Annotated in this window: 26 protein-coding genes; 12 read left to right on the forward strand and 14 right to left on the reverse strand. The window is 70.3% G+C overall.

Features of this window, described 5'->3' with window-relative positions; all coding sequences use genetic code 11:
• The first annotated feature begins 64 nt into the window (after positions 1-64).
• Positions 65-835: a hypothetical protein gene (locus tag ABD211_RS01085; RefSeq protein WP_344125197.1), complete on the forward strand. Its 771-nt coding sequence runs from the start codon at positions 65-67 to the stop codon at positions 833-835.
• Positions 836-857: 22 nt separating this feature from the next.
• On the opposite strand, the gene ABD211_RS01090 is transcribed toward ABD211_RS01085, so the two are convergent.
• Positions 858-1538, reverse strand: a complete 681-nt coding sequence (locus ABD211_RS01090) for a hypothetical protein (protein WP_344125199.1) — start codon at positions 1536-1538, stop codon at positions 858-860.
• Between the two features lie 157 nt (positions 1539-1695).
• Between ABD211_RS01090 and yidD the strand changes: the two genes are divergently transcribed.
• Entirely contained in the window at positions 1696-2013 is a 318-nt protein-coding gene (gene yidD / locus ABD211_RS01095) for a membrane protein insertion efficiency factor YidD (protein WP_344125202.1), read from the forward strand.
• Between the two features lie 39 nt (positions 2014-2052).
• On the opposite strand, the gene ABD211_RS01100 is transcribed toward yidD, so the two are convergent.
• From ABD211_RS01100 to ABD211_RS01115, 4 genes are all read right to left on the reverse strand, one after another.
• Complete coding sequence (locus tag ABD211_RS01100; RefSeq protein WP_344125205.1) at positions 2053-2340, reverse strand: branched-chain amino acid transporter permease; 288 nt, start codon at positions 2338-2340, stop codon at positions 2053-2055.
• Positions 2279-3064: an AzlC family ABC transporter permease gene (locus ABD211_RS01105; RefSeq protein WP_344125207.1), complete on the reverse strand. Its 786-nt coding sequence runs from the start codon at positions 3062-3064 to the stop codon at positions 2279-2281. The genes ABD211_RS01100 and ABD211_RS01105 overlap by 62 nt, the downstream gene beginning before the upstream one ends.
• Before the next feature lie 351 nt (positions 3065-3415).
• Positions 3416-3865 (reverse strand): DUF2000 domain-containing protein, encoded by a 450-nt coding sequence (locus tag ABD211_RS01110; RefSeq protein ID WP_344125209.1) that lies wholly within the window; start codon positions 3863-3865, stop codon positions 3416-3418.
• Entirely contained in the window at positions 3849-5138 is a 1290-nt protein-coding gene (locus ABD211_RS01115; protein WP_344125211.1) for a hypothetical protein, read from the reverse strand. The genes ABD211_RS01110 and ABD211_RS01115 overlap by 17 nt, the downstream gene beginning before the upstream one ends.
• A gap of 904 nt (positions 5139-6042) precedes the next feature.
• Between ABD211_RS01115 and ABD211_RS01120 the strand changes: the two genes are divergently transcribed.
• Genes ABD211_RS01120 through ABD211_RS01135 form a run of 4 tightly spaced genes read left to right on the forward strand, consistent with a single transcriptional unit; the run spans position 6043 to position 10198 of the window.
• Positions 6043-7302: a M20 metallopeptidase family protein gene (locus ABD211_RS01120; protein ID WP_344125213.1), complete on the forward strand. Its 1260-nt coding sequence runs from the start codon at positions 6043-6045 to the stop codon at positions 7300-7302.
• Positions 7286-8476 (forward strand): NAD(P)/FAD-dependent oxidoreductase, encoded by a 1191-nt coding sequence (locus ABD211_RS01125; protein WP_344125215.1) that lies wholly within the window; start codon positions 7286-7288, stop codon positions 8474-8476. The genes ABD211_RS01120 and ABD211_RS01125 overlap by 17 nt, the downstream gene beginning before the upstream one ends.
• Positions 8469-9086, forward strand: a complete 618-nt coding sequence (locus ABD211_RS01130; protein ID WP_344125217.1) for a class I SAM-dependent methyltransferase — start codon at positions 8469-8471, stop codon at positions 9084-9086. The genes ABD211_RS01125 and ABD211_RS01130 overlap by 8 nt, the downstream gene beginning before the upstream one ends.
• Positions 9083-10198 (forward strand): aminotransferase class I/II-fold pyridoxal phosphate-dependent enzyme, encoded by a 1116-nt coding sequence (locus ABD211_RS01135; protein WP_344125219.1) that lies wholly within the window; start codon positions 9083-9085, stop codon positions 10196-10198. Before ABD211_RS01130 ends, ABD211_RS01135 begins: the two co-directional genes overlap by 4 nt.
• 54 nt (positions 10199-10252) lie before the next feature.
• On the opposite strand, the gene ABD211_RS01140 is transcribed toward ABD211_RS01135, so the two are convergent.
• The 3 genes from ABD211_RS01140 to ABD211_RS01150 all read right to left on the reverse strand — a co-directional run bounded on the left by ABD211_RS01140 (position 10253) and on the right by ABD211_RS01150 (position 15126).
• On the reverse strand, positions 10253-11674 hold the full coding sequence (locus ABD211_RS01140) for a hypothetical protein (protein WP_344125221.1): 1422 nt from the start codon (positions 11672-11674) through the stop codon (positions 10253-10255).
• Between the two features lie 248 nt (positions 11675-11922).
• Positions 11923-12585, reverse strand: coding sequence for a hypothetical protein (locus tag ABD211_RS01145; protein WP_344125223.1), 663 nt, complete (start codon positions 12583-12585; stop codon positions 11923-11925).
• Positions 12586-12594: 9 nt separating this feature from the next.
• Positions 12595-15126 (reverse strand): glycoside hydrolase family 5 protein, encoded by a 2532-nt coding sequence (locus ABD211_RS01150; protein WP_344125225.1) that lies wholly within the window; start codon positions 15124-15126, stop codon positions 12595-12597.
• A 325-nt stretch (positions 15127-15451) separates the two neighbouring features.
• On the opposite strand from ABD211_RS01150, the gene ABD211_RS01155 reads away from it, so the two are divergent.
• Positions 15452-16168: a hypothetical protein gene (locus ABD211_RS01155; RefSeq protein WP_344125227.1), complete on the forward strand. Its 717-nt coding sequence runs from the start codon at positions 15452-15454 to the stop codon at positions 16166-16168.
• Positions 16169-16223: 55 nt separating this feature from the next.
• On the opposite strand, the gene ABD211_RS01160 is transcribed toward ABD211_RS01155, so the two are convergent.
• Positions 16224-17306 carry an LLM class flavin-dependent oxidoreductase gene (locus ABD211_RS01160; RefSeq protein ID WP_344125229.1) on the reverse strand — a complete coding sequence of 361 codons (1083 nt, stop codon included), beginning with the start codon at positions 17304-17306 and terminating at the stop codon, positions 16224-16226.
• A gap of 46 nt (positions 17307-17352) precedes the next feature.
• On the opposite strand from ABD211_RS01160, the gene ABD211_RS01165 reads away from it, so the two are divergent.
• Positions 17353-18150, forward strand: a complete 798-nt coding sequence (locus ABD211_RS01165; RefSeq protein WP_344125231.1) for an NADPH-dependent oxidoreductase — start codon at positions 17353-17355, stop codon at positions 18148-18150.
• Here ABD211_RS01165 and ABD211_RS01170 read toward each other — a convergent pair.
• Positions 18074-18601: a hypothetical protein gene (locus ABD211_RS01170; protein ID WP_344125233.1), complete on the reverse strand. Its 528-nt coding sequence runs from the start codon at positions 18599-18601 to the stop codon at positions 18074-18076. The two genes, ABD211_RS01165 and ABD211_RS01170, sit on opposite strands and share 77 nt — an antisense overlap.
• 322 nt (positions 18602-18923) lie before the next feature.
• On the opposite strand from ABD211_RS01170, the gene epsC reads away from it, so the two are divergent.
• Positions 18924-19466 carry a serine O-acetyltransferase EpsC gene (gene epsC, locus ABD211_RS01175; protein ID WP_344125235.1) on the forward strand — a complete coding sequence of 181 codons (543 nt, stop codon included), beginning with the start codon at positions 18924-18926 and terminating at the stop codon, positions 19464-19466.
• Positions 19441-20355, forward strand: a complete 915-nt coding sequence (gene cysK, locus ABD211_RS01180; RefSeq protein WP_344125237.1) for a cysteine synthase A — start codon at positions 19441-19443, stop codon at positions 20353-20355. Before epsC ends, cysK begins: the two co-directional genes overlap by 26 nt.
• 163 nt (positions 20356-20518) lie before the next feature.
• Here cysK and ABD211_RS01185 read toward each other — a convergent pair whose 3' ends face one another.
• Both ABD211_RS01185 and ABD211_RS01190 read right to left on the reverse strand, forming a co-directional pair.
• Positions 20519-21280: an ABC transporter ATP-binding protein gene (locus ABD211_RS01185; RefSeq protein WP_344125239.1), complete on the reverse strand. Its 762-nt coding sequence runs from the start codon at positions 21278-21280 to the stop codon at positions 20519-20521.
• The gene (locus tag ABD211_RS01190; protein ID WP_344125241.1) at positions 21273-22163 is read right to left on the reverse strand and encodes an ABC transporter permease; all 891 of its coding nucleotides are present in this window, start codon (positions 22161-22163) and stop codon (positions 21273-21275) included. Before ABD211_RS01190 ends, ABD211_RS01185 begins: the two co-directional genes overlap by 8 nt.
• A gap of 126 nt (positions 22164-22289) precedes the next feature.
• On the opposite strand from ABD211_RS01190, the gene ABD211_RS01195 reads away from it, so the two are divergent.
• Positions 22290-22856: a TetR/AcrR family transcriptional regulator gene (locus tag ABD211_RS01195; RefSeq protein WP_344125389.1), complete on the forward strand. Its 567-nt coding sequence runs from the start codon at positions 22290-22292 to the stop codon at positions 22854-22856.
• 259 nt (positions 22857-23115) lie between these two features.
• On the opposite strand, the gene ABD211_RS01200 is transcribed toward ABD211_RS01195, so the two are convergent.
• A complete protein-coding gene (locus ABD211_RS01200) occupies positions 23116-23469 on the reverse strand; it encodes a hypothetical protein (RefSeq protein ID WP_344125243.1) in 354 nt (117 codons plus the stop codon).
• 52 nt (positions 23470-23521) lie between these two features.
• On the opposite strand from ABD211_RS01200, the gene ABD211_RS01205 reads away from it, so the two are divergent.
• Positions 23522-24241 carry a polyamine aminopropyltransferase gene (locus tag ABD211_RS01205; RefSeq protein ID WP_344125245.1) on the forward strand — a complete coding sequence of 240 codons (720 nt, stop codon included), beginning with the start codon at positions 23522-23524 and terminating at the stop codon, positions 24239-24241.
• Here ABD211_RS01205 and ABD211_RS01210 read toward each other — a convergent pair.
• A complete protein-coding gene (locus ABD211_RS01210) occupies positions 24220-24507 on the reverse strand; it encodes a hypothetical protein (protein ID WP_344125247.1) in 288 nt (95 codons plus the stop codon). The two genes, ABD211_RS01205 and ABD211_RS01210, sit on opposite strands and share 22 nt — an antisense overlap.
• Positions 24508-24522 lie beyond the last annotated feature (15 nt).

Raw genomic sequence — 24522 nt, forward strand, 5'->3', positions numbered from 1 at the left:
CCGTCCCCGGCGGCCCTGTTCGCGGGCCGCCGGGGTACCGTCCCGGTCGACTTGGGGGGTACGGGTGAGCACCGATACGCGACGACAGGTGGGTGCCACGCTGTGGCTGCTGGGCGGCCTGGCCGCCGTCTGCTTCGGACTGAGTACGGCGTCGAGCGAGAACGCCATGTGCGGCGACAAGGTGATGGAACCCGACGACGTCTGTGTCACCATCGACCGGGACACCGGCGAGTCCGACAGGTCCGATCAGGATGAACAGCGCGAGTCGAACAAGGTCGGATACCTCATCGCGGTGGCCGGTGGCCTGGTGGCCGTGGGCAGCGGCGTCTCCCTCTTCCGGCAGAGCCGCCCGCGACAGGGCGACCCGGACGCCGGCAGCGGACCCGACCGGGCGCTGCTGGCGGTCCAGCGCGGGTGGCAGTTCCGCCCGTCCGACCCGGCGATGATCGCCGGCCTCGAGGTCGGGCCGATCAGCGCCGAGCGGCTGGCTCGGGGCCCGTGGGACGTCCGCGACGTGCTGATCGGCGAGCACAACGGGTTCCGGTTCGCGATCTTCGACTTCTGCAGCCGGTACCGGTGGTCCGACCGGATCAGCGTGGACGTCGTCTGGATCGTCTACGTGCCGGGCGCCGACCCCGCGCGGCTGGCCGCCTGGTTCGACGGCGGCGGCAAGCAGCGCTTCACGAGGAAGCCCGTCATCGCCAGCTACGTCACCGGCAACGTACTGTGCGGCGTCCGGGGCGGCAGCCTCGGCCGTAGGCCGGCCGAGGCGCTGGTCGCGGGGCTGGAACAGATGACCGGTATGGCCGCCGCGTTCCGGTCGGAGACCGCCTAGCCCCGACCGGACGGCGGACCTGTCAGAGCGTGGTCACGTACGCCCTTGCGGTGAACAGCACGTTGTCCGGGCTGCTCGGCACGTAGTTGTAGTCCGGTGTGCGGTCGAACGAGAGGACGACCTTGAACTCGCCGCGGCGGAACTCCGTGCGACAGAGGAAGTCCCAGCACGAGTTGGTGAAGAAGTCGTTGGAGACGCCCTCCGCCCCGGCGCGCGTGGCCCACGTGACAAGCGAGACCACCGGGTCGGTGGGGCAACGGCCCCGGGGACAGTGCAGTTCGTAGGTGTTCTCGATGGTGGTGATCCGGCCCTTGTAACCACTCTCGTCGGGCCGGGCGTCCGCTCCGAAGCCGACGGGCGTACCGATGGTCTCGAACACCGCGCGGATCGACTCGTTGTGCTTGTCGGGCAGGTAGCTGTACCGGTACCAGGCGCCGCCGCCGCACGCGACCAGCACGAACACCACGACGAGCGAGACGATCAGGCCGGTGTGCTTCTTGCGCGGCGCCGCCGGGGGCGCCCACCCCGGACCGGGTGGGTAGCCCGGCGGATACCCCGGTGGGTAGCCCGGCGGCGCGGCCTGCGGCGGGTAGCCGGGCGGCGTGGCCTGATGCGGGTACCCGGCAGGCGGGTAGTACGTCGGTGGCGGGCTTCCCTGTGCCGGGGGTTGCGGTGGTCCGGGCGGCAGGTTCGGCTGATTCACACGCGTGATGGTAGGCCCAGACCGCCCACGTCGTGGCCCCAGTGTCTTCCAGGCCTTCCATGCTGGTTCTCCAGCACTATCGCGTGGCCGGGCACTCTGTCATGATCGCGGCGTGCTGACCGAGCCACCGTTCCCGGGTTGTCCATGCTGGATCTGCATGGGCGACTTCACGTGCTGCTACCTGGCCTGCGGGCAGGACCTGCCGGAAGCGCTGTTGACGCTGGCCACGGTGCCACCGTGGCTCTGGCTCACCGCGACCCGCGATCAGGCGGTCGCGGCGATCCGCCGCTACCAGACCGAGATCTCCGCTAAACGCGGCCCGGTGTGTCGGTACACGCCGTCGTGCAGCCACTACGGCGTCGCGGCCCTGCAGCGGTTCGGCCTGGTGCGCGGTTCCTGGCTCACCGTCCGCCGACTCGCACGCTGCCGCGCCTCGGTGCCCTGGGGCACCCCGGACCCGGTCCCGCAGCCGTAGCCGTCGACTCGCGGCTGTCGCTACCCGAAGATGCTGTCGCTACCCGAAGAGGTGGAGCGACACCATGTACGTGGCGGTCCCGACCACGATGCTGAGCAGCGGATTGCGCCGCCACGCGTGGATGAGCAGCGTGACCGTCACGGCGATCAGGCTCGGCAGCCCGTACGGGTAGGTGGTCAGGCGGATGCCGTTCAGGCTGTAGATGACCAGGATCACCATGATCCCGGCCGGCATGATCCGGCCGAGGTAGCGGACGACCGGAGCGTCAGCGGCTTTCTGCAGCGCTAGGAACGGCGTCGCTCGCAGCAGGAGCGTCGTCGACGCCATGATCAGGACTGCCGGAAGTACGTAGGCCAGACTCACGCGACGCCTTTCTGCTCACAATGGGATAGTTCGCGAGGACGAGGCACAGGAAGACGCCCATGGCGACGGACAGGAACTGCTTGCCTCCGATGGCGAAGGCGACCGCGCTGGCCAGCACGCCCATGACGACGGCCGGCAGGTTCTCCCGCTTGATCGCGTGCTCGTACGTCAGTACCAGGAACAGCGCGGTCAGGGAGAACTCGATGCCGGCGATGCTGTCCGGCAGCGCCATCGCGCCGAGCGCGCCGACGAAGCTGCCGAGGATCCAGTAGCCGTGGCTGAAGAGCTGGATCAGCGTGATGCGCCGGCCGCTGATGTTCTGGTCGGCCTTGCCGGCCAGCAGTGAGTACGTCTCGTCGGTGAGTGCGAAGACGCCGTACACCCGCGCGGGTGTCCGCTTCAGCTTGTCCATGGGATAGGACAGGCCGTAGAAGACGTGCCGGAAGTTGACCAGCAGCGTGGCGATGAAGATCTCGGCGAGAGGGGTATGCGCCGCCAGCAGCCCGACCGAGAGGAACTGCATGGCGCCGGCAAAGATGAGCAGGCTCGACACCGGTGCCCACCACCAGTCGATGCCGGTGTTGGCGAGCATCAGTCCATAGGCTGCGGCGAGCGGGAGATATCCCATCGCGACCGGGATGGTGTCCCGGAGTGCGTCGCGCGCGTCAGCGCGCATGCCGGTGGACACGTTCACCGCGCCGTACGCACAGAGTCAGCTGGCGGCGTTGTGCTCGCCGGGAGCAGATTGAACACGACATCCCCCACGTCTGTTCGAGGCGGTCGGGTCGGCGGCGAGCACCGTAAACGGCTGCCTGGAGCGACGCGTCCGCGGGCGCGTAAAGTGCATCACTGCATCGATACGCAAACAAGGATATTCCCGATATTTGAGACATCGGAGATCGTCTATTCCCGTTGCGATGCAACGGGTTTCGCCGCCCTGTGTGCCGCCCGGATGGACATGGTGAAGTACTGGCGTCCGCCCGTTAGGACGGACGCCAGTGATGTTGAGCGGTGCTAGCTAATTATCGGATCGAGCAGGTCAGGGCTGGGGCGTCTCTGCGGCGGTGCGGAACAGCGAGAATTTGCGCGTCAGCGGGTCGGTGACAGCGGACGCCCCGAAGAAGGTGATGCCCATGAAGTCCAGGTCGGCGAGGTCCGCGCTCTTCGTCGCCTGCAACTGATCGGCAGCCGAGGCGCCGAGCATTGTGGAGACGAACACGTTGTGCGCGATGTCGGCCTTGGCCAGCTCGTCGCGCAAGGTGCGGATCTGGTTGCCGTTCTTGGCCGAGAGAACGATGTACGGGTACTGACTGATCGCCGAGACGAATCCGCCGGCCGGGCACTCGTAGTCCAGGAATGCCGACTCCTCGGCCGGGACGAGGCTGGACAGCCCTGAGGCAAGGTGGGCAAGCGCATTCATCAGCACGGCCACGTCGTACTTCTTGTTCAACACGGCCGTGAACTTCATGGCGTTATCGGAGTACAGCATGCCCCGTCCGGTCCTCTTGGTTGTATGTGCGGATTTCGCCCACGCTACCACCGCCGAATTCGGTGCTGTTGCTCACCATCGCACGAGTTGGTTGTGATGAGGTGATGTTGACCGGCGATGTGCTGATCGCGGTCAGAACCCGCGTGATGGCGTCACCGAGGCTGAGTTCGCGCGATTCCATCCCCGATGGGTGACCCTCGGCAATGAGGCGCTGCCGGACCCAGAGCGCCGTGGTCCATTCGTGCTCAGCGGGCGCGACGTGATGCAGGTCGTGCACCGGAAGATCGTTGACGAGTACGCCGAACCGACCGGGCACCTGCACGAAGACGGTGCGCGCGGCCCAACGGACCCAGCCCGCAACCGGCGCGCCCGGGGTCGGCAGCGGCTCCAGGCAGAAGCGGCCCCAGCACCGGTTCGCATAGTCGGCCTTGCTGGTCGGCGCCTGTTCGCTGGCGAGCCACAGGTGCTCGGAGAGGAACTGGATCAGTGCCGAGATGTGGTAGAGCGGGAAGAACGGCACGACGACGCCGAGGATGAACTCCCACGGCCCGATCGACCAGGCCAGCCAGGCGAGGCCGGCGGTCCAGAGGATCGCGAGGCCGATCCGCGGCAGGGTCGCCGTGATGAAGTTGGTCCGGATGCGCGCCAGGATGAACAGTGCGTGGAACCGCGGGGACACCGGCGTGAGCCACAGCCGGCGACGCAGTTCCCGCATGTCCTGTCCGGGCAGGAAGCCGAGCCGGACCAGAAACGCCGCGTCAGGGTCGATCATCGTGGTGAAGACCTTGCGGCTGTGGTGGCTGCGGACGTGCTCGTCGAAGTAGTCCTCGTAGCTGTGGGTAAAGCTGGCGGTGCTCGAGATGACCTGGATCATGCGGTTGAGCACCGTGCTCTCGCACATCTCCCGATGTACGGCGTGGTGGCTGAAGGTCACCTGCAGCTTGCGCAGCGAGTTGACCGTCGTCAGCCAGGTGATCGGCAGCACGAAGATGGCGTAGATACCGAGGAACCGGACCGCCAGCACGCTGATCGCAACGGAGATGGGAAGCTGTGCCAGGCCCAGAAGCCATGACACGACGGGGTGCAGGGTCATCCGCGGTGGGCGTTGATTATCCGCGGCCTTTCCTGAGACGACTGTGATGAGCTGCTGCGACCATTGGGGAAACCGGACTGCGTAGTCATGCCGGATCTCCGCGATGGTCGGTGAACTCTGCGCGGACACACGTGCTCCTTCGTTTATACGGCATGTGCGTGAATGGCTTTTTGGGCACACGCATACGTCGCACGAGCCTTGTGGCCCGGACGTGAGGTAAGAATGTGTGGCTGCGACCGTCAGCGCTTGTCGCTCACGACGTCAACAGTGAATTCGGTACGGGAAACGAGGTCTCGATATCGGACTTGACAGTGTCCTCTCTTCTGAGGCAGGCACGCGCCGTGTCCGGTTCAATGAGGGGACGTCGCGTTGCCTATCTGATTTCCGCGCGGGCATGGCGAACTGCTGGCGCTCGCCCCCAGGCGTGCACCAGTAGTTGATGCGTCAGTAATTGTTGGGCCGTAGTACCGGTATCAGCAGACGCGCTGGCTGTCCGGTAGAGAAACGCCCAGAAGATGGCGCGCGCTGGTGGCGCCGATCGGCGGTCGCTGCATGTCAATCACCCCGTGTGGTTGGCAGACGTTCGCGCATCCGTAACGCGTCTTCGCTACTACGGATCGACGTGTACCGTAGCGGACCGTTCATAGCGACCGTCAATGTTGTCTCGAAAATTGAGAACTTGCGATCGAGATTGCGCGGTTGAACTGGGGAAACATGCACGATCTCGAGGCGCCGTCGAAGCTGGGACCAAGCTTAGCGTCCAGCCAATCATCCCATCTTTAATCGCGTCAACATATTGACATGACTCGACGGGCCTCGATGTGAGGTGTGCTTCCCGGACATTTCCGATGCCTTTTTGCAGGTCATCGGCGGTCCACAATGGATGAGTCTCGCAAAGTTGTGATCACATCGGTGGGAAGTGGCTCGGCCATGCTAGCGTCGGCCGCACTTGTTTCAGTACGGGGAGATCTGAAATGGTAGCTGCGCAGCCATGTGCCGATAACGGCCACAAGGAATGCCGAAGAGGCAGGATCCCAGCCGCAGATCTATCAGCTCCGGCATCTGCAATGAGCGGCGCGCCGCGGTGACCGCAGCGACGTGCGACGCGGACACGCTGCGCCAGCTGAGAGCGATCAGGCGCGCGTTGCACCGGGTTCCCGAGCTCGGGCTGCACCTGCCGCAAACGCAGCGGCTGGTGGTGGAGGCTCTGGCAGGGCTCCCGGTGGAGATCCACACCGGTCGGGGTCTGTCGTCCATTGTGGCGGTCCTGCGCGGCGGCCGCCCGACCGGCAGCGACCGGCCCGCGATCCTGCTGCGGGCCGACATGGACGCGCTGCCGATCGACGAGAAGACCGACCTGCCGTATGCGTCGACGGAGGCGGGCAAGATGCACGCCTGCGGCCACGACCTGCACACCGCGATGCTGATCGGTGCCGCGCGTCTGCTGGCCGAGCGGCGTGGCGAGCTGTCCGGTGACGTCGTGTTCATGTTCCAGCCCGGCGAGGAGGGCGACGCCGGCGCCCGACACATGATCGAGGAAGGAGTGCTGGACGCCGCCGGCGACCGTGTACGCGCGGCACTGGCGCTGCACGTGTTCGCTGGTCTCGCCGCGTTCGGCACGGTCACCACCAGGCCAGGCCCGATCATGGCCGCCTCCGACGCACTGATGGTCACCGTCCAGGGCCGCGGCGGACACGCCTCGATGCCGCACGCCGCCCGCGACCCGGTCACCGCCGCGGCGGACATGGTGGTCGGGCTGCAGACCGCCGTTACCCGCCGGGTCGACGCGATGGACCCGGTCGTCTGCACTGTCGGCATCCTGCGGGCGGGAACGCGGCGCAACGTCATCCCCGACTCGGCGTACTTCGAAGCCACGGTGCGCACCTTCAGCCGCGTCCAACGGGAGGCGGTCCGGCAGCTGCTGCCGCAGGTGATCCACGGGATCGCGGCCGCACATGGCGTCACCGCCGAGGTCGTTATCGAGCCGTTCTACCCGGCGACCGTCAACGACGCAGCCGAGGTCACGCTCGTCCGCGACGTCGTCGCCGCCCTCCCGGGCACGCGGTACCAGGAACTCGCCGGGCCGCTGACCACGGCGGAGGACTTTTCGTACGTGCTTGAGCAGGTGCCCGGAGCGATGGTGCTCCTGGGCGCGGGGCCGCGCGGGATCGACCTCGACCGGCAGGCACCCAACCACTCCGCCTCGGTTGTCTTCGACGACGACGTCCTGGCCCTGGGCGCGCGGCTGTACGCCGAGTGGGCGGTGCGGCGACTGCGTGACGCTGTGCCGGCCTCCCACCACTTCCATCCCACCGGAGGTGCCGAACATGCCCACCTTGTGTGACACGGTCGTCGTAGGCGCGGGAATCGTCGGTACCGCGGTTGCGCGACTCCTCGGCCGCAGCAGCGTCCACGTCCTCGACGCCGGCGGTCCGGATCTCGCCGGCGCCACGGGTCATTCCCCGGGCTACATCAGCGAACTCGGCTACCACCCGGTGCTGACCGCCCTCGCCACCGAGACGATGTCGTTGTGCGAGCGTCTGACGGGCGCCGACCCACGAGTGTTCGACAGGGTCGGCAGCATCGAGGCCGTCACGACCGAGTGTGGTGTCGACGCACAGCAGGCGCGGCGCGCGCTTGCCGCGAAATCGGGCGTCACCGTCCACTGCCTCGACCCGCGGGAGGCGGAGGCCCTCACGCCGCAGTGTGTCGACTCGCGCACGGCGCTCGCCGCGCTGCACTTCCCCGACGACGCCGTCACCGACGCACCGCAGCTCACCGCCATGCTGCGCGCACAGGCCGAAAAGGCCGGTGTGCGTTTCCACTGGCACACGCCGGCGATCCGGATCACCGAGCGCGCCGACCACGTCGAGATCACCACCCCGTCAGGAACGTTCGCGGCCGCCCGGCTCGTGCTGGCCACGAGTGTCTGGGCCCGTGCACTGGCGGATCCGCTCGGCGTGCTCGTGCCCGTCGTGCCGATCAGGCATCCGTTCGTCTACGGTCCCACCGGGCACGCCGCACCGGACCGGCAGCCGTTCGTCCGGTTCCCGGAGCACTCCATATACGGACGCTGGCATGGCGACCGCTGGGGGTTCGGCACGCGGGCGCACGCCGACCACGTGGCGGACATGGTCGGGCGGGAGCGCGCGGACCTGCGGTGGGACGGGACGTTCGAGGAGACGATGCACCAGCTGAGTCAGCACTTCAAGGACCGGCGGCTGTTCGCGCCCACCAAGCGGCTGGACGGGGTGTTCCCGGCCACGCCGGACGGCCTGCCGATGGTCGGTCAGCTCACCGACAACGTGTGGGTCGCGGTCGGCGCACTGGTCACGCACGCGCTCGCCAGTGCGCGGGTCCTCACGGAACTCATGACCGGGCCAGCCGATGTGGCGGACGAAGCCGCCCAGGCGCTCGCACCCGCGCGCTTCGCCGACCTCGACGCCGAGGCCGCCACGGCGCTGGCTATCGACGCCTACCACGGCCGTGTCGCGATCGCGCGGAGCCAACATGCCTGAGCCGTCCCTGTGGCAGGAGCTCACGACCCGCGACCCCGGCCATGCCCCCGCGTACATCGAGCGGTTCCGCACCTACGAGCGCACGGGCGTCGACCTGGGCGGCGAGGCGCGCCTGGTCGACGCCCTGGCCCCCCGTCGCGCGCGCATCCTGGACGCCGGCTGCGGGACCGGACGCGTCGGCGCGCGCCTGCACCGTCTGGGCCACCGTGTCGTCGGCGTGGACTCCGACGCCCAGCTGCTCCACGCCGCCCGCGCGGACTATCCGGGCCCGTGCTGGGTCCAGGGGGACCTGGCCGAGCTGGACATCGTCCCGGAAGCCACGGACGAGCCCTTCGACGTTGTCGTCGCGGCCGGCAACGTCATGGCGTTCCTGGCCCCGTCGTCGCGTCGTCGCGTCCTGGGCCAGCTTCGCCGGCGTCTCGTGGCGGACGGGCGGATGATCGCGGGGTTCGACCTCGACCGTGGCTACCTGAGGTCGGAGTTCGAGGAGGACGCGCGGAGCAGCGGCCTCGTCGTGGAGCATGCGTTCTGCACCTGGGACCTGCGGCCGACGCGGGCGGACTCGACCTACGTGGTCTACGTCCTGACGCCGGGGGTCACCGCGGAATGAGCAACTTCGAACCGAGCCTCGAGCGGTTGTGGGAGCGCGGCTCGCTGCGTTGGCAACGCAGGTCCGCTCCGGACGCGATCCCGCTCACCATCGCCGAACTCGACGTGCGCACCCCGGCCTTCGTGGCCGAGGCCGTCACCGAGCGGTTGGCGGAGCGTGGCATCGGCTACTTCGACCCCGCGATGCTGAGCGAACGGCATGGGGATCTCGCCAAACAGCTGTTCGGGTTCACCGAGTTCGCCTGGTCGCGAACGTGCTCGGACGCCCTTCAGGCCTGCCGGACGGCGCTGGACGCGCTGGTCACCGCGGGCGGCACGGTTGCCGTCGAGACGCCGCTGTACCCCGACCTGACGCGGCTGGCGCCGTACCCGCGCCGTCGGCTCCTGACCGTGCCGGCGCCGGGCGCGCCGGGCTCGTCGGTGGACTGGGCGGCCGTCGCATCGACGCTCGAGCTCAGCGACTGTGTCGTGCTGTGCCATCCGCATAATCCCTTCGCCACGGCGCGATCGGTTGCGGAGATGGACCGGATCCTGGATCTCGCCGCGCAGGCGCGGTGCGCGGTCGTCGTCGACGAGGTACACCTTCCGTTGTCGGGTTGCCCGTCGTTCCTGTCCCGGGCGGATGACCACGATGCCGCGGTGGTCGTGTGCACCTCACTGTCCAAGACGTTCGGATCGAGCGGCATGCGCACCGGCTTCCTGTACGCCAACGCCGCGGCCGCCGAATACCTCGGCGGCCTTCCCGACGTCGCGCTCCCGGCCCCGGACACGTTCGGCGTGGCCGCCTCGTTGGCGTGCCTGGACCACGGTGACGACTGGCTGGCACAGACGCGGGCAGAACTCGAGGTCAACCGCGTCGCCCTCGGGTCCTTCCTGCCTGGCCTGGACGTCGGGGTGGCGCTGGCCCCGGGGGTGCCGGGCCTCATCGGATGGATCGAGGACGACGGGTCCGATCGCCTGTCCGCCCTGCTGCGGCGCGCCCGCGTCGACCTGCTTCCCGCCGGCCACTACGGGCCGGATGCGGAACCCGGCTGGCGCATCAGCTACGGCATCCACCGCGGCATTCTGGACGTCGTGTTCGACCGCCTGTCCCAGGCACGGCGCGCACTCTGATCGATAGGTCGTGGACCGCGTCGGCGGCGGGGACGCCGACGCGGCCGGCTGTCGTCAGCCCAGCGGCATGACGCGGGCGATGCGGATCGATGTGCCGTTGCTGCCCGCGGCCGGGTAGGCGGCGCTGCCGTCCGGGTACGCCTTGAATGCCTGGTAGTCGTGGTCGCGGGCGTTGATGGTGAACGTGCCGCCGACCTTGGCGCCCGTGCCCGAGTCGTAGACCTGCGCGGTCATCCCGGAGCCCGACGCCCAGGACAGCAGCATCCGGCCGCTCCCGTAGGTGACCAGGTGCGGGTGGCGTGAGCTGAAGCCCGTACTGACGCGTTTGTCCGACGCGCCGGTGGTGAAGTGCTCCAGGCGGATCTTGCCGCCCTGGCTCCACGCCGTCCAGTAACCCTTGGACTTCGCGAGCACCAGGTCTCCGCCGAACAGCGTGCCGTCGCACGTCCCGGACGCGACCGTGCGGTACGGGCTGGGCTGCGCGATGCGGCAGTCGTTGTCCGTCGCGCACACCATGGCGAACTTCTTGGCACGCGGATCCCACACGATGCGCGACGTCCACGCGTGGCTGCAGCCGACCTCGAACGCGTCGCGGTGCGACACCAGCTTGCCGCTCGAGCTGACGACCTGCATGCGGTCGCCCTCGTGGATGTCGACGCAGTTGCCGTTCTGGACGGTGATGGCCACGCCGAAGTACGCCGCCCAGTTCCTGCCGTCGGTGGCGAGGCGGCCGTGGTGCTGGTACCACCAGACGAACCGGGCGCCGTTGTCGTAGCCCTGGCGGCTGCTGGACAGGTTCGTGACCTGGCGCTCCCAGACCATCGTGCCGTTGTTGTCGAACCGGACCATGTGCATGGTGTTGCACGGGCTCGACGAGCCGCCGCACAGCGGGCCGCTGCCGCAGGAGCCCTTGCGGGTGAGCAGCAGGACGCCGCCGTTCGCGTCGGCCTGCACGTCCTGCAGGTCGATGCCCGTAAACGTGGTGGGCTTGCCGACCAGCTTGTCGTCGCAGTCGAGCTTGCCGAGGTAGATCTTGCCGCCGGCCAGCCAGGCGAGCCATGACCCGCCCGACGGGGTGGACGCGATGGCCATCGGCAGCGGCTCGGTGTCGCCCTCGCCGCCGTACCCCTTCACGCTGACGCCCACGTTGACGTTGGTGACCTTCACGACCGGCTTGGCGCCGGCCTTGCGCCCGCACGGGCCGGTCGGCATCGGGGCGGCCGAGGTCGGCGCGGCGCCCGGCGTCGTGGTCGCGGACGGCGCGCCGCTGCCGATGGGCGCGCCGTTGCTGTCCGTCGCGCCGGCCGACGTCCCGTTCCGGGCGTCGGTGGTCGACGGGTTGGCCGACGACAGCGCGGCGAACGCGGCGATCGACGCGGCGGCGATGGCCGCCACGACGGAGATGATGACGATGCGTCGTCGGGTCGGCGAGGAACCCGCGCGGTGCCTGGTTGACGGTGGCCGAGTGTCACTCATGCCTCATTTGTCCATTCGTTGCGATGGATGTCGTCCAGGCTCCGTCGCACGACTCTACCGAGATCCCTGAACCGGTCAACCGGGAGGTCTCGCAGGTCGGACGCCGAAAAGGTTTCGGGTGCGGGCCAACCGACCGGGCAGAACCTCCGTCCGGCAAACGACACAGTGGACAGTGCCGGCCAGCGCCCCAGGGACGGCACCGTGCGCCGGGACGGGTCGGTCGTCACGCTGGCTCAGGCGACGCGAACCTACCGCTCAGTCGGGTAGCCGGGCTGTCGGGTCCACCGGCCGCCGACGTGGGTGCGGTACGCGCTGTGGCCCGCCGGCAGGTCGAGGATCTCGATCAGCGTCGGGTCCTCGTCGATGTTGTGCGACAGGTGCCCGACCTTGCCGTCGTCGCCTGCTCTTGTGGCGCCGATGAGCTGCCAGACGCCGTCCTCGTCGTTGCCGACCAGCAGGACGGGCTCGCGGTGCTCGAAGACCTCCGGCGTCTGGATGCTGTGGGTGCCCAGCACCCAGTGCCGCATCCACCACGCGCGGCGGTCGCGCTCCATGACCTGGTCCACGACCCACCAGACGAACGGCAGGTCCTCGTGGGCACGGGCCTGCTGCGCCGTGAGGTGCGGGCCGCCCTGCGGGACCCGTTCGAAGGGCTCGTCGGTCAGCGAGTACGCGCAGTCGCCCTCGTGCGCGAACACGACGGCGTGGAACGTGCCGCCGCCGGGGTTGCCGGCGCCGATGCCGACCGACACCCGGCCGACGTGCGGGTCGGCCCCGGTGGTCCAGCCGAACGCGTACGACGCGAGTTCGCCGCGTGGGCTGACGAACTCGCCGAAGGCGCGCCGGTCCATGCCCGTCGCGTCGGCCGTCGGCACCTCGTCGAACCGGTCCGGTAACACCTCGATCTTCACGGTGCCAACCTAGCCGCGCGCCGTCAGGGAGTACGCGCCGGAGGCGTTGGCGGTCAGCCGCCACCCGCCGTCGGGACCCTGGCTGACGGTCAGACCGGTGAGCCCGGTGGAGGTGACGGTCGGCGCCGTGGCGCCGGGGACCCAGACGTCCAGCGACCCGGTGCCGTCGCCGGTGAGCGACAGGTCCACGCCGGTCGGCGACGAGCTCAGTGACGTGAGCCGACCGGGGACCGCCCGCGGGTACGCCTGCGACAGGGCCGGCTGCAGGAACGCCGGGTTCGGCATCGGCGAGCGGGACGGGCACGCCAGCGGGTTGAGGCTGCCCGACGACGGGGAGTCGGCGCCGGTCTGCGGGTCGCCGCACGACTTCTTCCACACCCACACGGCCGAGCCGAGCAGATCGGTGTTCTGCCGGGCGAGGAACCGGTCGTAGCGGCCGCGCACCTTGTCCAGGTCGCCGAACCAGCCCCACTCGCCGGACCACAACGGCACGTCGTACGCGTCGGCGGCGCGCCTGGCCAGTTCGTACCCGTGCTCGATGGTGGTGAGGGTGACGCCGAGGCCCTGGTCCATGGTGATGGACTCGTTGTAGAGGTGCGGCGAGAAGACCAGCGCCGGGTCGTCGGAGAAGCCCACCGGCGGGGTGGCGTCGAAGCCCATCCCGGACCAGAGGATCGACGGCTCGAAGAAGATCAGGTGGTGGTACGCGCCCGCCTCCGCCGCCCGGATCGACGTGATGATCTGCTGGTAGAGCCGGCCGAGCAGCACCCCGGACGTGATGCCGGGGGCGTTGCCCGGGCCGGGCTCGTTGAGCAGGTCGTACCCCGCGACAGCGGTGTCGGCGGCGAACTCCGTCGCCAGCACGCCCCAGGCCCGGGCGAACTCCGCGCCGAGGTCGTCCGTGTCGGCGTACAGGTTCGTGAAGGCCTGCTGCACGTTGGGGGACAGGTCGCGGCCCATGAAGCCGCAGCCCTTGGCCCCGTTGGTGAGCGTGGCCCACTGCGGGGCGCCGTCGTTGCCGAACTCGGGCTCGGCGCCGGAGCGGCACGTCGTGCCGGGGGTCGCCGTGACGTACTTGGAGTAGGTGTCCTGGTGCATGTCGAGCACGGTGTAGATGCCGTGCTTGGCGGCCTGGTCGACGGCGGCGCGCACCCGGGCGATGTACGCCCGGTCGAACACGCCCCGGCTCGGCTCCAGCGCCGACCAGGACAGGTTGAGCCGCTGCACGTTGAAGCCCCAGTCGCCGGCCATCCGCGCGTAGTCGTCCTCGGCGAGCGGCATGACCGTCGGCGAGGCCGGGTCGCGCTGGCCGTAGTCGACGAGCTGGTTCACGTTGACCCCGCGCAGCAGGACCTGCCGGCCCGAACTGTCGGCGATGACCGGGTCGCCGCCGCGGTCGATCGTCAGCGGGAGCAGACCCCCGGCGTCGGCGCTGGCGGCGGTCGGCACGGCGTAGGTCGTCGATCCGCCCGGCCAGGGGAGGTAGGGCAGGAGCGCGGCGACGATGGCGAGGATGATGGCGGCGATCTCGACACGGCGCGAACCGGCGGCCCGGGCCCGCAACGCCCCGGCGATCCGGCCGGCCGGCGTGCGCGCGCTCACCGCCGACCAGCACAGGCCGGCGGCGCAGGTGACGACGCCGGCGAGCACGCCCACGCCGACGTGGACCAGGGCGCCGATCAGCGGGAACAGGCCGCCGCCGAACCCGTTGAACAGCGCGTCGCGCAGCCACTGGAGCAGGAAGCCCAGCCCGGAGGCGCCGCAGGTCGTGGCCCACAGCGCGACGCGGGCGATCCCGGTGAGCCGCGCGCCCAGGCGACGCCACAGGAAAAGGGTCAGGAAGAAGGCGCCGACCACTCCGATGACCGGGGGGAACCCGGTGTCGACGGCGACCCAGCCGAAGATCGTCTCGGCCGCCTTGTCGGCCACGATCGCGCCGAGCACGAACAGGACCGGCGACCACAACGGCGCGGGGGCGCCGGCCGGCGGGTCGGTTGCCGTCCGCTCGCCGCCGCCGGCACGGCGCCGCCCACGCCAGGCACTGATCGAGTACGCCGCGGCGGCGGGCCCGGCCGCGAGCAGACCGAAGAAGCCGTACTTGGCGGCGGACAGCCCGCACGCGGCGAGCACCGCGCCGACCGTGGGCCAGACGTGCAGCCCGTGCGGGCCGGCGATCACGAGCAGCAGCAGCGTGTAGACCAGCTTGGCGCCGAAGGCGGCCAGCACGAGGGCGGACCAGGCGCCCCAGAACGCCCACCGCCCCGGCGTGCCCGGCGTCAGGCTCCGCAGGGCCCGGTGGCACAGCAGCGCGCCGCCCGCGACCAGGAGCGGCAGGAACACCACCGTGCCCCATGCCGGACTCGTCGCGAACGTCGGGAAGAAGCCGGTGTCGACCCAGTTGAGCGGGGCGAACAGGCCGGTGCCGTCGACGTACCCGAGGCCGGCGGTCAGCACCACCAGCGCGACGGCGAGGGTCACCGCCGCCGCGCGTGCGGGCCTGCCGTCGTTGGGCGTCGTCTCGTCCTGTCCACTGCTCACCATGGCCGCATACCGTAGATCACCGTCCCGCTACCTGGGAAGATCCGTGTCCCAGCTGTGTCCGGACCCGGTGTCAACTCGTTCGGTAGCGGATCAGTGGACATGAGTGGAATGTCAACTCGTCAGGCGACTGGCGGCGAATCCGCCACCGGCGCCGCGCCGCGCCTATATCCCGTACGACGACGATGATCTCGATATCCCGGACATTCCGCGCTGACCGATTGTCAACGTATTGACGTGCATCCAACAGCGTGCGCTACCCCGGGCGTGCGCGTTCCGAAGCCCATGCGAGTCGCCGGAAACCCCGGCGACCGCATAGGAGGAACGCATGAACAAGATCAGGAGTGCGCGCGCACTCTGGTCCGGGGCGGTCATCGCCGCTCTCGCGGCGACCGTCGTGGTCGCGGTGGCCGGCGCCTCATCGGCCGCCCCGGCGTCCGTCGGCGCCCGCGACGTGGTGACCGCCCATCCGGCCCTGACCACGGCTCCCGAGCCGACCACGGCGGCCGCGGGGCCCTCCGCGGTGCCCGGGCCCACGTCGCCGCCCGAGCCCACCGGGGAGCCGGTGCCCACCGGGGAGCCGGAGGCCACCGACGCCGTGTGCGCGGCGCCGGAGCCCACCGGGACGACCGTGCCGACCGGCGCCGGGCCGGTCATGACAGCGCCGGCCACGGCGTACGCGCTCGTCGCATACCGGGCGAAGGCCCCGGCCACGATCGACGTGACCTGGGTGCCGCTCAGCTCGCTGTTCAAGACGAAGACCAAGCCCGCGGTGGGCGACACGCTGCGCTTCGAGGTCGACATCTCCGTGCCCGGCAAGGCGAAGGACCTGGTCTTCGACCTGGTCACGAAGTGCGCCGGCAAGAAGAAGATCGGCACCATCGTGGTCACCTGCAAGGTGACCGCGGTCGACGACGGGTTCGACGCCGTCACGGTGACGTGCAAACCGGCGAACATCGCGGTGGAGATCGACGGAAAGAAGGTCAACATCCCGTTCCCGGCGACCACCCCGGACATCACGGCCGGCATCTCGATCGTCAAGTAGTCCGGACTCCGGCCCGCCCCGTTCGCGCTATCCCGCCGGGGCGGGCCGGGCCGGCTCACGCCGCAGCCGGGACCGCCTGTTCGCGCAGCAGCGGCAGCAGTTGGGCACCCTGGCGCCGGATCTCGTTCAGGTACGGGGTGTCGGACAGCACGAAGTGCGTGATGCCGAGGTCCCGGTACTTCTGCAGCGACCGGGCCACGTCCTCGGCCGAGCCGACCAGCCAGGTCGTCCCGGCGCCGCCGCCGCCGAACTTTCCCGGGGTGGTGTAGAGGTTGTCGTCGAGCACCTCGCCGCGCGCGGCCAGGTCGAGCAGCCGCTGCTGGCCGACGGCGGCGCGGCGGTGCGGATCGCGCGGGAAGGCGCTGGTGCCCTTCGCCATCTCGGCCACCTTCGCCTCGGCGTCGGCCCAGGCCTGCCCGGTCGTGTCGCGCACCAGCGTGGTGATGCGCAGCCCGAACTCCAGCGGGGCGTGCTCGCGCCCCAGTTCGTCGCTGAGCGCCGTGAGCCGCTCGATGCGCTCCCGGACCCCGTCGAGCGGCTCGCCCCAGAACAGCTGCACGTCGGCCTCCGTGGCCGAGACGCGCTCCGCGGCCGCCGAGGCGCCGCCGAAGTAGAGCCGCGGGTGGCGGCGCTCGCCGCGCACCACCGGGCGGGGCACCACCGTGGAGCCGGTGACCTTGAAGTGCCCGCCGTCGTGGGTGACGTTCTCCTCCGTCCACAGCCGCCGCACGAGGTGGATGAACTCCCTGGTGCGGCCGTAGCGGTGCGCCTGGTCGCCCTCGCTGTCCCCGTACGCGGCGAGGTTGTCCTGGCCCGACACGATGTTGATGAGGACCCGTCCGCCGGTGAGGTGGTCCAGCGTCGCGGCGGCGGACGCGAAGTTGGCCGGCCGCCAGTAGCCGGGGCGGATCGCGATGAGCGGCTGGAACGTCGTGGTGCGCGCGGCCAGCGCGGTGGCGACCGTGAACGTGTCCGGCCGGCCCCAGCCGGTGCCGATGAGCGCCCCGCCCCACCCGTACTCCTCGAGGGTGGTGGCGTGGCCGGACAGGGTGGCCAGTGTGTTGTGGTCGACCACCGTGTCGTCGCCGCGGTGACCGGGCTGGACCTGGTTCGGGATGTACCAGAGGTACTCGCCCATGTCGTCTCCCTATAAACCTATTAAGGCGATGGGTATAGTGCAGATTATGTCTGCTGCCGCCCGCTATGGCGACCCCACCGCCACCCTCGGCGTCGTCAACGACGTCCTCCGCCTGCAGCTCGCGCACCGCTCGGTGCGCAGATTCACCGACCGCGACGTGACCGACGCCGAGCTCACCGCCCTGATCGCGGCCGCGCAGTCCGCCTCGACGTCGTCCAACCTGCAGCCGTGGAGCGTCGTCGCGGTCCGCGACCCGCAGCGCAAGGCGCGGCTGTCGGCTCTGGCCGCCAACCAGGCGTTCATCGCCCAGGCGCCGCTGTTCCTCGTCTGGGTCGCCGACCTCGACCGGGCCCGCCGCCTCGCCGGGCGGGCCGGGGCGCACGTGGGCGCCGCCGACTACCTGGAGACCACCCTCATCGGGTTCGTCGACACGGCGCTCGCGGCTCAGAACGCCGTGGTCGCGGCCGAGTCGCTCGGCCTGGGCGCGGTGTTCGTCGGCGCGATCCGCAACAACCCGGAGCAGGTCGCCGCCGAGCTTGGCCTGCCGCCGCACACCGTGGCGACGTTCGGCCTGGCCGTCGGCGCGCCCGACCCGTCAGAGGCGGCGGACGTCAAGCCCCGCCTGCCCCAGGCCGCGGTCCTCCACCACGAGCGGTACGACGCGGACGCCGCCGACAAGCACATCCCGACCTACGACGAGCGGCTGGGCGCCTACAACGCCCGGTTCGGGCTGACCGGCGCCTGGAGCGGGCGGGTGCTGGAGCGCCTCAGGGGCCCGGAGTCGATGGCGGGGCGTCATCTGCTGCGGGCGACGTTGGGACGCCTGGGCTTGCCGTCCCGCTGACGGGTTCGCGTCCGATGGCCGCCGTCCAACTGCCCCATTGTTGCGCATCGGCGTCGTACGACCCGAGCGTGCACGAGTAGGTGTACGTGAAAGGGCCGGCGTCGCCCGTTCCGGCGGCGGACCCCATGACCCGAACGGCCCGGTCGCCAGCTTCGTTGACGCCGTTGATGAAACCGTCGTGGTATTCGACCGTGAAGCGGCCAGCGTGCTCGCGCGCGATGGTGCCGCCCGCCGACCGCCGGCACTGGGCGATGGCGGCGCGGCCCGACGCGTCCTGGTCGGCTGATCTGATCAGTCCGTCGACGAGCGACGTGGCGACCACGGACACCACCACGGTGCTCAGAACGAGGGCTACCGTTCCGAACCACTGGGGCCGGGACCGCCGGCGGGCAGGCGTGCCGCTTTCCGGCTCCGCCGATGTGGGTTCCGCCATCGACGCGTCGCCATCCATGATCTGACCCTACTGGCCACCGCAAATGTGTATTTGCTGCCTGCAAAGGTCGACCTTGTGCGCTTTGTGACGTGCGCCGGCGGGACTTTGGGCCCTACCCGCGGGGGGTGGCACGGACATAGCGTTGCTGGCATGTTCCGATCTTGTGTCGCGCTCGCCGGGCGGCGGTTTGCCGTGCCGATGAGTGGGCCGCACGTGCGACGGGACTTCGACGAGCGGTGTCCGGCCCGCTGAGCTGAGTCAGCCAGCGGGCCGGTGACCGGCCCGATCATCGTGATCCGCGCGCCCGACGCGCGGGTCCGCATCGTGCCGAGGACCGACCATGTTCGACGATCTACGTGCCGTGTGCCTGCGCGATCCCGCGCTCTACGGCGTACGACGGCTTGAGGTTCTGTTGTATCCCGGGCTGTGGGCGTTGTGGTGGCATCGGGTCGCGCACCGGCTCCACCTGTGGCGGGTGCCGTTCGTGCCGCGGGCGCTGTCGCAGGCGGTCCGGTCGGCCACCGGCATCGAGATCCATCCGGGCGCCACGATCGGGCGGCGCCTGTTCATCGACCACGGCTCCGGCGTCGTCATCGGCGAGACCGCCGTCATCGGCGACGACGTGACCATGTTCCACCAGGTGACGCTCGGGGGGCGCGGCTGGTGGCGGGACGCGAAGGGCAGCCGGCGGCATCCCAGCGTCGGCGACCGGGTCGTCCTCGGCGTCGGCGCCACCGTCCTCGGCCCCGTCCACGTGGGCGACGACGCCCGCGTCGGCGCGCACGCCCTGGTGCTTCGTGACGTTCCCCCTGGCGCGCGCGTTGACGCGCCCCCATCCACCATTGAGGAGACACCCCATGCCTACGTACTCCAGCGTTCTTGACCTGATCGGCCGCACGCCGCTCGTCGAGCTGTCCCGGTTCGGCGCCGGGCTGCCCGTGCGGCTGCTGGCCAAGCTCGAGTCGGCCAACCCGGCCGGCAGCGTGAAGGACCGCATCGCGCTCGCCATGGTCGAGGCGGCCGAGGCGCGCGGCCAGCTCGCGCCGGGCGCCCACATCGTCGAGCCGACCAGCGGAAACACCGGGATCGGGCTGGCCATGGTCGCGGCCGCGAAGGGCTACCGGGTCACGTTCACCATGCCGGAGAGCATGAGCGTGGAGCGCCGCGCGCTGCTCGCCGCGTACGGGGCGGAGCTGGTCCTCACCCCGGCCCCGCTGGGCATGTCCGGCGCCGTGGCGGAAGCCCGGCGGCTCGCCGAGGACAACGGCTGGTACCTGCCGGCCCAGTTCGACAACCCCGCCAACCCGGACGTGCACCGGCGCACCACCGCCCTGGAGATCTGGAACGACACGGACGGACTCGTGGACGTCGTCGTCGCGGGCGTCGGCACGGGCGGCACCGTGACCGGCGTCGGGCAGGTGCTCAAGGAGAAGAAGCCCGAGCTGCGCGTCGTGGCCGTCGAACCGGCCGAGTCGCCGGTCCTGTCGGGCGGCGCGCCGGGACCGCACGGCATCCAGGGCATCGGCGCCGGGTTCGTGCCCGCGGTGCTCGACACGGACGTCTACGACGAGATCGCCAAGGTCACCGTGGACGAGGCGCGGGCGGCGGCGCGGCGCCTGGCCACCACCGAGGGCATCCTCGCCGGGGTGTCCAGCGGCGCGGCCCTGCACGCCGCGACCCTGGTGACGCAGCCGGGCGCGACGGTCGTGGTCGTCCTGCCGGACACCGGCGAGCGCTACCTGAGCACCCCGCTGTTCGGCGGTGCCGCCTAGAGTCGAACCCATGTGGTACGCGCTGGACGAGGTTACGACGCCCGCCCCGGTGGTGGCGCTGTGACCTCGCCGCGCTCTATCCCGACGTCGCCGGCGCTGGCTGTCTGCGCGACGCGCTGCGGGCAGAACTCGACGACGTCGCGTGCGCGGCAATCCGCACGGATCAGCGGCTGAAGGATTCGTAGGCGGCGAGAACCTCGTCGGTGGGCCCGTCGAGCCGGAGCCGGCCGGACTCGATCCAGATCGTCCGCTCGCAGGTGTCGCGGATGGAGCGCAGCTGATGGCTGACCAGGATGACGGTGCCCGCCGTGGCCCGCAGCTCGCGGACGCGTTCCTCGCTGCGCGCCCGGAACCGTGCGTCGCCGGTCGCCAGGGCCTCGTCGATGAGCAGCACCTCATGCGGCTTGGCCGAGGCGATGGCGAAGCGCAGCCGCGCGGCCATCCCCGCGGAGTACGTCCGCATCGGCAGTGTGCCGAAGTCGCCCCGCTCGTTGATCCCGGAGAAGGCGAGGATGTCCGGAACGGCCCGCCGGGCGTCGGCGCGGCTCATCCCCATCGCGAGGCAGCCGAGGACGGCGTTGCGGTCGCCGGAGACGTCGGGCATGAGCGCGGCGTTGATGCCCAGCAGCGACGGCTGGCCCCGCGTGTAGACCTGCCCCCGGGCGGCCGGCAACAGGCCGGCGATCGCCTGTAGCAGGGTGGACTTGCCCGAGCCGTTCGTACCGACAATGCCGATGGCCTCACCCTCGTAGGCAACGAGAGTCACCCCACGCACCGCGTGGACCTCACGGATCGCCGCCGACGGCTTGCCGGTGACCAGGCGCCGGAGGCCGGCGGCCGGGCTGGCGGCCGCGCCCGGGCCGTGCACCCGGTAGACCACGTGCAGATCGTCAACGACGACCGTCGGGACCTTTGTCTCAGCCACGGCCGTAGCTCCGTTCTCCGTGCCAGAAGTAGACCAACCCGCCGACGCCCGCGACCAGCGCCCAGCCCGCCGCGAGCAGCCAGAGCTGCCAACCCGGTGAGGCCAACGGGACTCCGGTCAGCAGGGCGCCGCGGACGAGTTCGATGTAGACGAGCATCGGATTGGCGTGGGCCGCGGCCGCCAGGCCGGGTGGCAGGTGCGCGTCGAACGCCGACGTCGCGTACAGCACCCCGGACCCGTACATCCAGGCTCTGGTGATGAAGGGGACCACCTGTTTGAGGTCGGGGAGTGCGGCGCCGAGGCGGGCCATCACCATGGCCAGACCGGCGCTGAAGACGCATTGCAGCGCGAGCGCGGGCAGGGCGAGCAGCCATCCCACGCGGGGTGGTTCGCCGGTGAGCCTGATAATGCCGATGAGGACGATCATGGCGCCGGCCAGCGCCTTGACCTGGGTCAGCACGACCGAGAGCGGCAGGCACGCGCGCGGGAACCGCAGCGAACGGATCAGCCCCAGGTTGCCGCTGACGGCCTGGGTGGCCTGCTGGACGACGCTCTGGGTGAAGGCGAACACGAACACCCCGGTGCACAGGTAGGCCAGGAAGTTGCCCACGTCGCCGCGGGTGCCGAGCACGATGCCGAAGATCAGGTAGTAGACGGCCGCGTTCGCCAGCGGGGTGAGCACCTGCCAGAGCTGCCCGAGTCGGGTGCCGCCCAGGGTGGAGATCGTCTTTGCGTTGGCGTGGCTGGTGGTGAAGTGCCGGTACTCCCAGACCTGGCGCGCATAGTCCGTCAGGCGGGGCCGGACGCCGGCCGGCCGCAGCCCGAACCGCGTGGCCAGATCGTGCAGATCACCTGGCTCCGGGGCCACTGCCGTCTCACGCATGCGAACCTCCCGTGACGGATGCGTCGCGACGCTACCGTAGCGTCGTAACGGCAGCGTAGCACCGCACGGTATGATCCGCGAGTGACCGATTCGAGCGCCGGGAAGCGGAGCGCCGCGGGAGCGGCCGTGCTCCGGTCGGAGATCACGTCGGCCCTGCGTGACGCGTTGGTGGAGGAGCTCGCGGCCACCGGGTACGGGCGCCTGTCGATTGAGGCGGTCGCGCGACGGGCCGGGGTGGCCAAAACGGCGATCTACCGTCGATGGCCGTCAAAGCTCGAGATGGTGCTCGAGGTGGTCACCGCGATCGCCGGTCAGCGGCTCGAGCTGCCCGACACGGGCAGCCTGCGGGGCGACCTCGAGCTGGCGATGCGGGGCATGGCGTCGGCGCTACGCCACCCGCTGGCGTCGCAGATCATTCCCGACCTGCTGGCCGAGGCGGCGCGCAACCCGGACATCGGCGCCACGCTGCAGCAGACCCTGACCGAGACCGGCCGCACGGTCGGCGGCCAGGTCGTGGAACGCGCCATCGGTCGCGGCGAACTGCCGCCCGACACCCACGCGGACCTGGCTGCGGATCTTGTCATCGGCCCGCTCTACTGGCGGCTCGCCGTCCTGCGTAAGCCGTGCGGGAAGGCGGAGATCCGCGGCCTGGCCCAGGCCGCGGCCGCCGCCATCGCCGCCGGGGCCCACTGAGCCGTGCGGACTCAGCCGGTCACCTACCGGGGGCGGCCGGCCGGTAGACCTGGTGCAACTCACCCGCCGGACCGGCCTTCAGCCCGCGGATGGCCGTCAGGAGGTCACCGGAGAGAACGGTCGTGTCGGCCCAGTCCGGTTCGGTGAGCGTGGCGGAGACGACGTACCTGGGCTTCGTGTTCAGGGCGCCCCACCGCGGGCGGCCTCACCCCTGCTACGAACGGCCATGCCCCGATCGGACACGGACCGCGGCCCCTGCCTATCGGGTGAGCTTCACGACGAACTCGGTGTCGTTGTGGTGACCTTCGAACTCCATGAATCTGCCGGCGACGAATGTCCAGCCGCCGGCGTCGATGATGGCCCGCAGCTTCTCGATGGGGACGCGCACCGCGTCGTCAGGCACGTCCCATTCGTTGATGGATTCGCATGCCCGTTCCGTGAGCTCTTCGATCGTCGCTATGTCGTCCGCGTCCGGCTGGTAACCGGTGTGGGGCGTCCACTGACCCTCGGTGACGCGCCGCATCAGTTCCGCGTTCATCGCGTCGGGGCCATCGAGACTCTCGTCCCAGTCATGCTCGAAGAAGCTGAACATCAGCATCACCGTCTCGGCCATGCCGGTGAGCGTAGGTTGTCATCGGCATGGCCGGTTGAGGAAGGGCACAGCGGTGAGCGTGCGGTTCGAGGAACTTGCCTGGCACCGGACGCCGATGGGTGAGGTGAGCCTGCGTCGGCGGCTGGACCCGGCGTTGCGCGTCGACGTGTACGAGGTGAAGCTCGACGACGACTTCCTGATGTCCAGCCTGTTCACCGTCGCGGAGGTGGAGCTGGCGCGGCTGGCCCTGGCCGCGTACCCGGGGCCCGGAAACGGCCTGGACGTCGTGGTCGGTGGGCTCGGTCTCGGCTATACCGCCTGCGCCGTTCTGAACGAGCCCCGGGTGGGGTCATTGACGGTGGTGGAGGCCCTTGACGAGGTGATCGGCTGGCACCGCGACGGGCTGCTGCCGTTCGCCACGCCGGTGACCGCGGACCGGCGGAGCAGGCTGGTGCACGGCGACTTCTTCGCCATGTCCCATGGGGCGGGGTTCGACCCGGACCACGCCGGCCGCCCGTTCCACGTCATCGCGGTCGACATCGACCATTCCCCGCAGCACGTGCTGCACCCGAGCCATGCCGGGTTCTACACGGCCGACGGCCTGCGCCACCTCACCCGTCACCTGCACCCTGGCGGGGTGTTCGCGCTGTGGTCCGACGACCCACCCGACGCCGCGTTCGTGGCCACCCTCGAGCAGGTGTTCGTCCGCCCTACCGCGCATGTCGTCACCTTCGCCAACCCGGTCCGCGGCGGCGAGTCCGCCAACACCGTCTACGTGGCCACGGCACCGTAGGGCGGCCCAGGGGTGGAACGGCTACTCCAGGTACGGGCCGGCGTTGCCGACCTGACGCTGGCGGTCAGCGTCCCGCCGGTGACCGCGTCGGTGTAGGTCCCGTTGGGGATGCCCGTGAACGTGGCCGAGCCCGAGACCGTGACCAGCACGAAGCTGTCCACCGAGCCCGAGGTGTAGCGCCGCTTGTAGGCCATCCCGCCGGAGACGCCCTCCGTGGAGTACTGGCCGATCCGCAGCGCGGGGACCGCCCGGCGGACCTGCAGCAAGAACTTCCACCACGG

Origin of the sequence: Luedemannella flava (genome assembly GCF_039528515.1) — a bacterium.
GTDB lineage: Bacteria > Actinomycetota > Actinomycetes > Mycobacteriales > Micromonosporaceae > Luedemannella > Luedemannella flava.

Bases quoted from the DNA above. Each gene is read 5' to 3' on its own strand.
- yidD (WP_344125202.1), top strand. From the start codon at position 1,696: ATGGGCGACTTCACGTGCTGCTACCTGGCCTGCGGGCAGGACCTGCCG.
- ABD211_RS01100 (WP_344125205.1), bottom strand. From the start codon at position 2,340: ATGGCGTCGACGACGCTCCTGCTGCGAGCGACGCCGTTCCTAGCGCTG.
- ABD211_RS01110 (WP_344125209.1), bottom strand. From the start codon at position 3,865: ATGCTGTACTCCGATAACGCCATGAAGTTCACGGCCGTGTTGAACAAG.
- ABD211_RS01125 (WP_344125215.1), top strand. From the start codon at position 7,286: ATGCCCACCTTGTGTGACACGGTCGTCGTAGGCGCGGGAATCGTCGGT.
- ABD211_RS01130 (WP_344125217.1), top strand. From the start codon at position 8,469: ATGCCTGAGCCGTCCCTGTGGCAGGAGCTCACGACCCGCGACCCCGGC.
- ABD211_RS01135 (WP_344125219.1), top strand. From the start codon at position 9,083: ATGAGCAACTTCGAACCGAGCCTCGAGCGGTTGTGGGAGCGCGGCTCG.
- ABD211_RS01140 (WP_344125221.1), bottom strand. From the start codon at position 11,674: ATGAGTGACACTCGGCCACCGTCAACCAGGCACCGCGCGGGTTCCTCG.
- ABD211_RS01150 (WP_344125225.1), bottom strand. From the start codon at position 15,126: ATGGTGAGCAGTGGACAGGACGAGACGACGCCCAACGACGGCAGGCCC.
- ABD211_RS01155 (WP_344125227.1), top strand. From the start codon at position 15,452: ATGAACAAGATCAGGAGTGCGCGCGCACTCTGGTCCGGGGCGGTCATC.
- ABD211_RS01160 (WP_344125229.1), bottom strand. From the start codon at position 17,306: ATGGGCGAGTACCTCTGGTACATCCCGAACCAGGTCCAGCCCGGTCAC.
- ABD211_RS01165 (WP_344125231.1), top strand. From the start codon at position 17,353: ATGTCTGCTGCCGCCCGCTATGGCGACCCCACCGCCACCCTCGGCGTC.
- ABD211_RS01170 (WP_344125233.1), bottom strand. From the start codon at position 18,601: ATGGATGGCGACGCGTCGATGGCGGAACCCACATCGGCGGAGCCGGAA.
- epsC (WP_344125235.1), top strand. From the start codon at position 18,924: ATGTTCGACGATCTACGTGCCGTGTGCCTGCGCGATCCCGCGCTCTAC.
- cysK (WP_344125237.1), top strand. From the start codon at position 19,441: ATGCCTACGTACTCCAGCGTTCTTGACCTGATCGGCCGCACGCCGCTC.
- ABD211_RS01190 (WP_344125241.1), bottom strand. From the start codon at position 22,163: ATGCGTGAGACGGCAGTGGCCCCGGAGCCAGGTGATCTGCACGATCTG.
- ABD211_RS01200 (WP_344125243.1), bottom strand. From the start codon at position 23,469: ATGGCCGAGACGGTGATGCTGATGTTCAGCTTCTTCGAGCATGACTGG.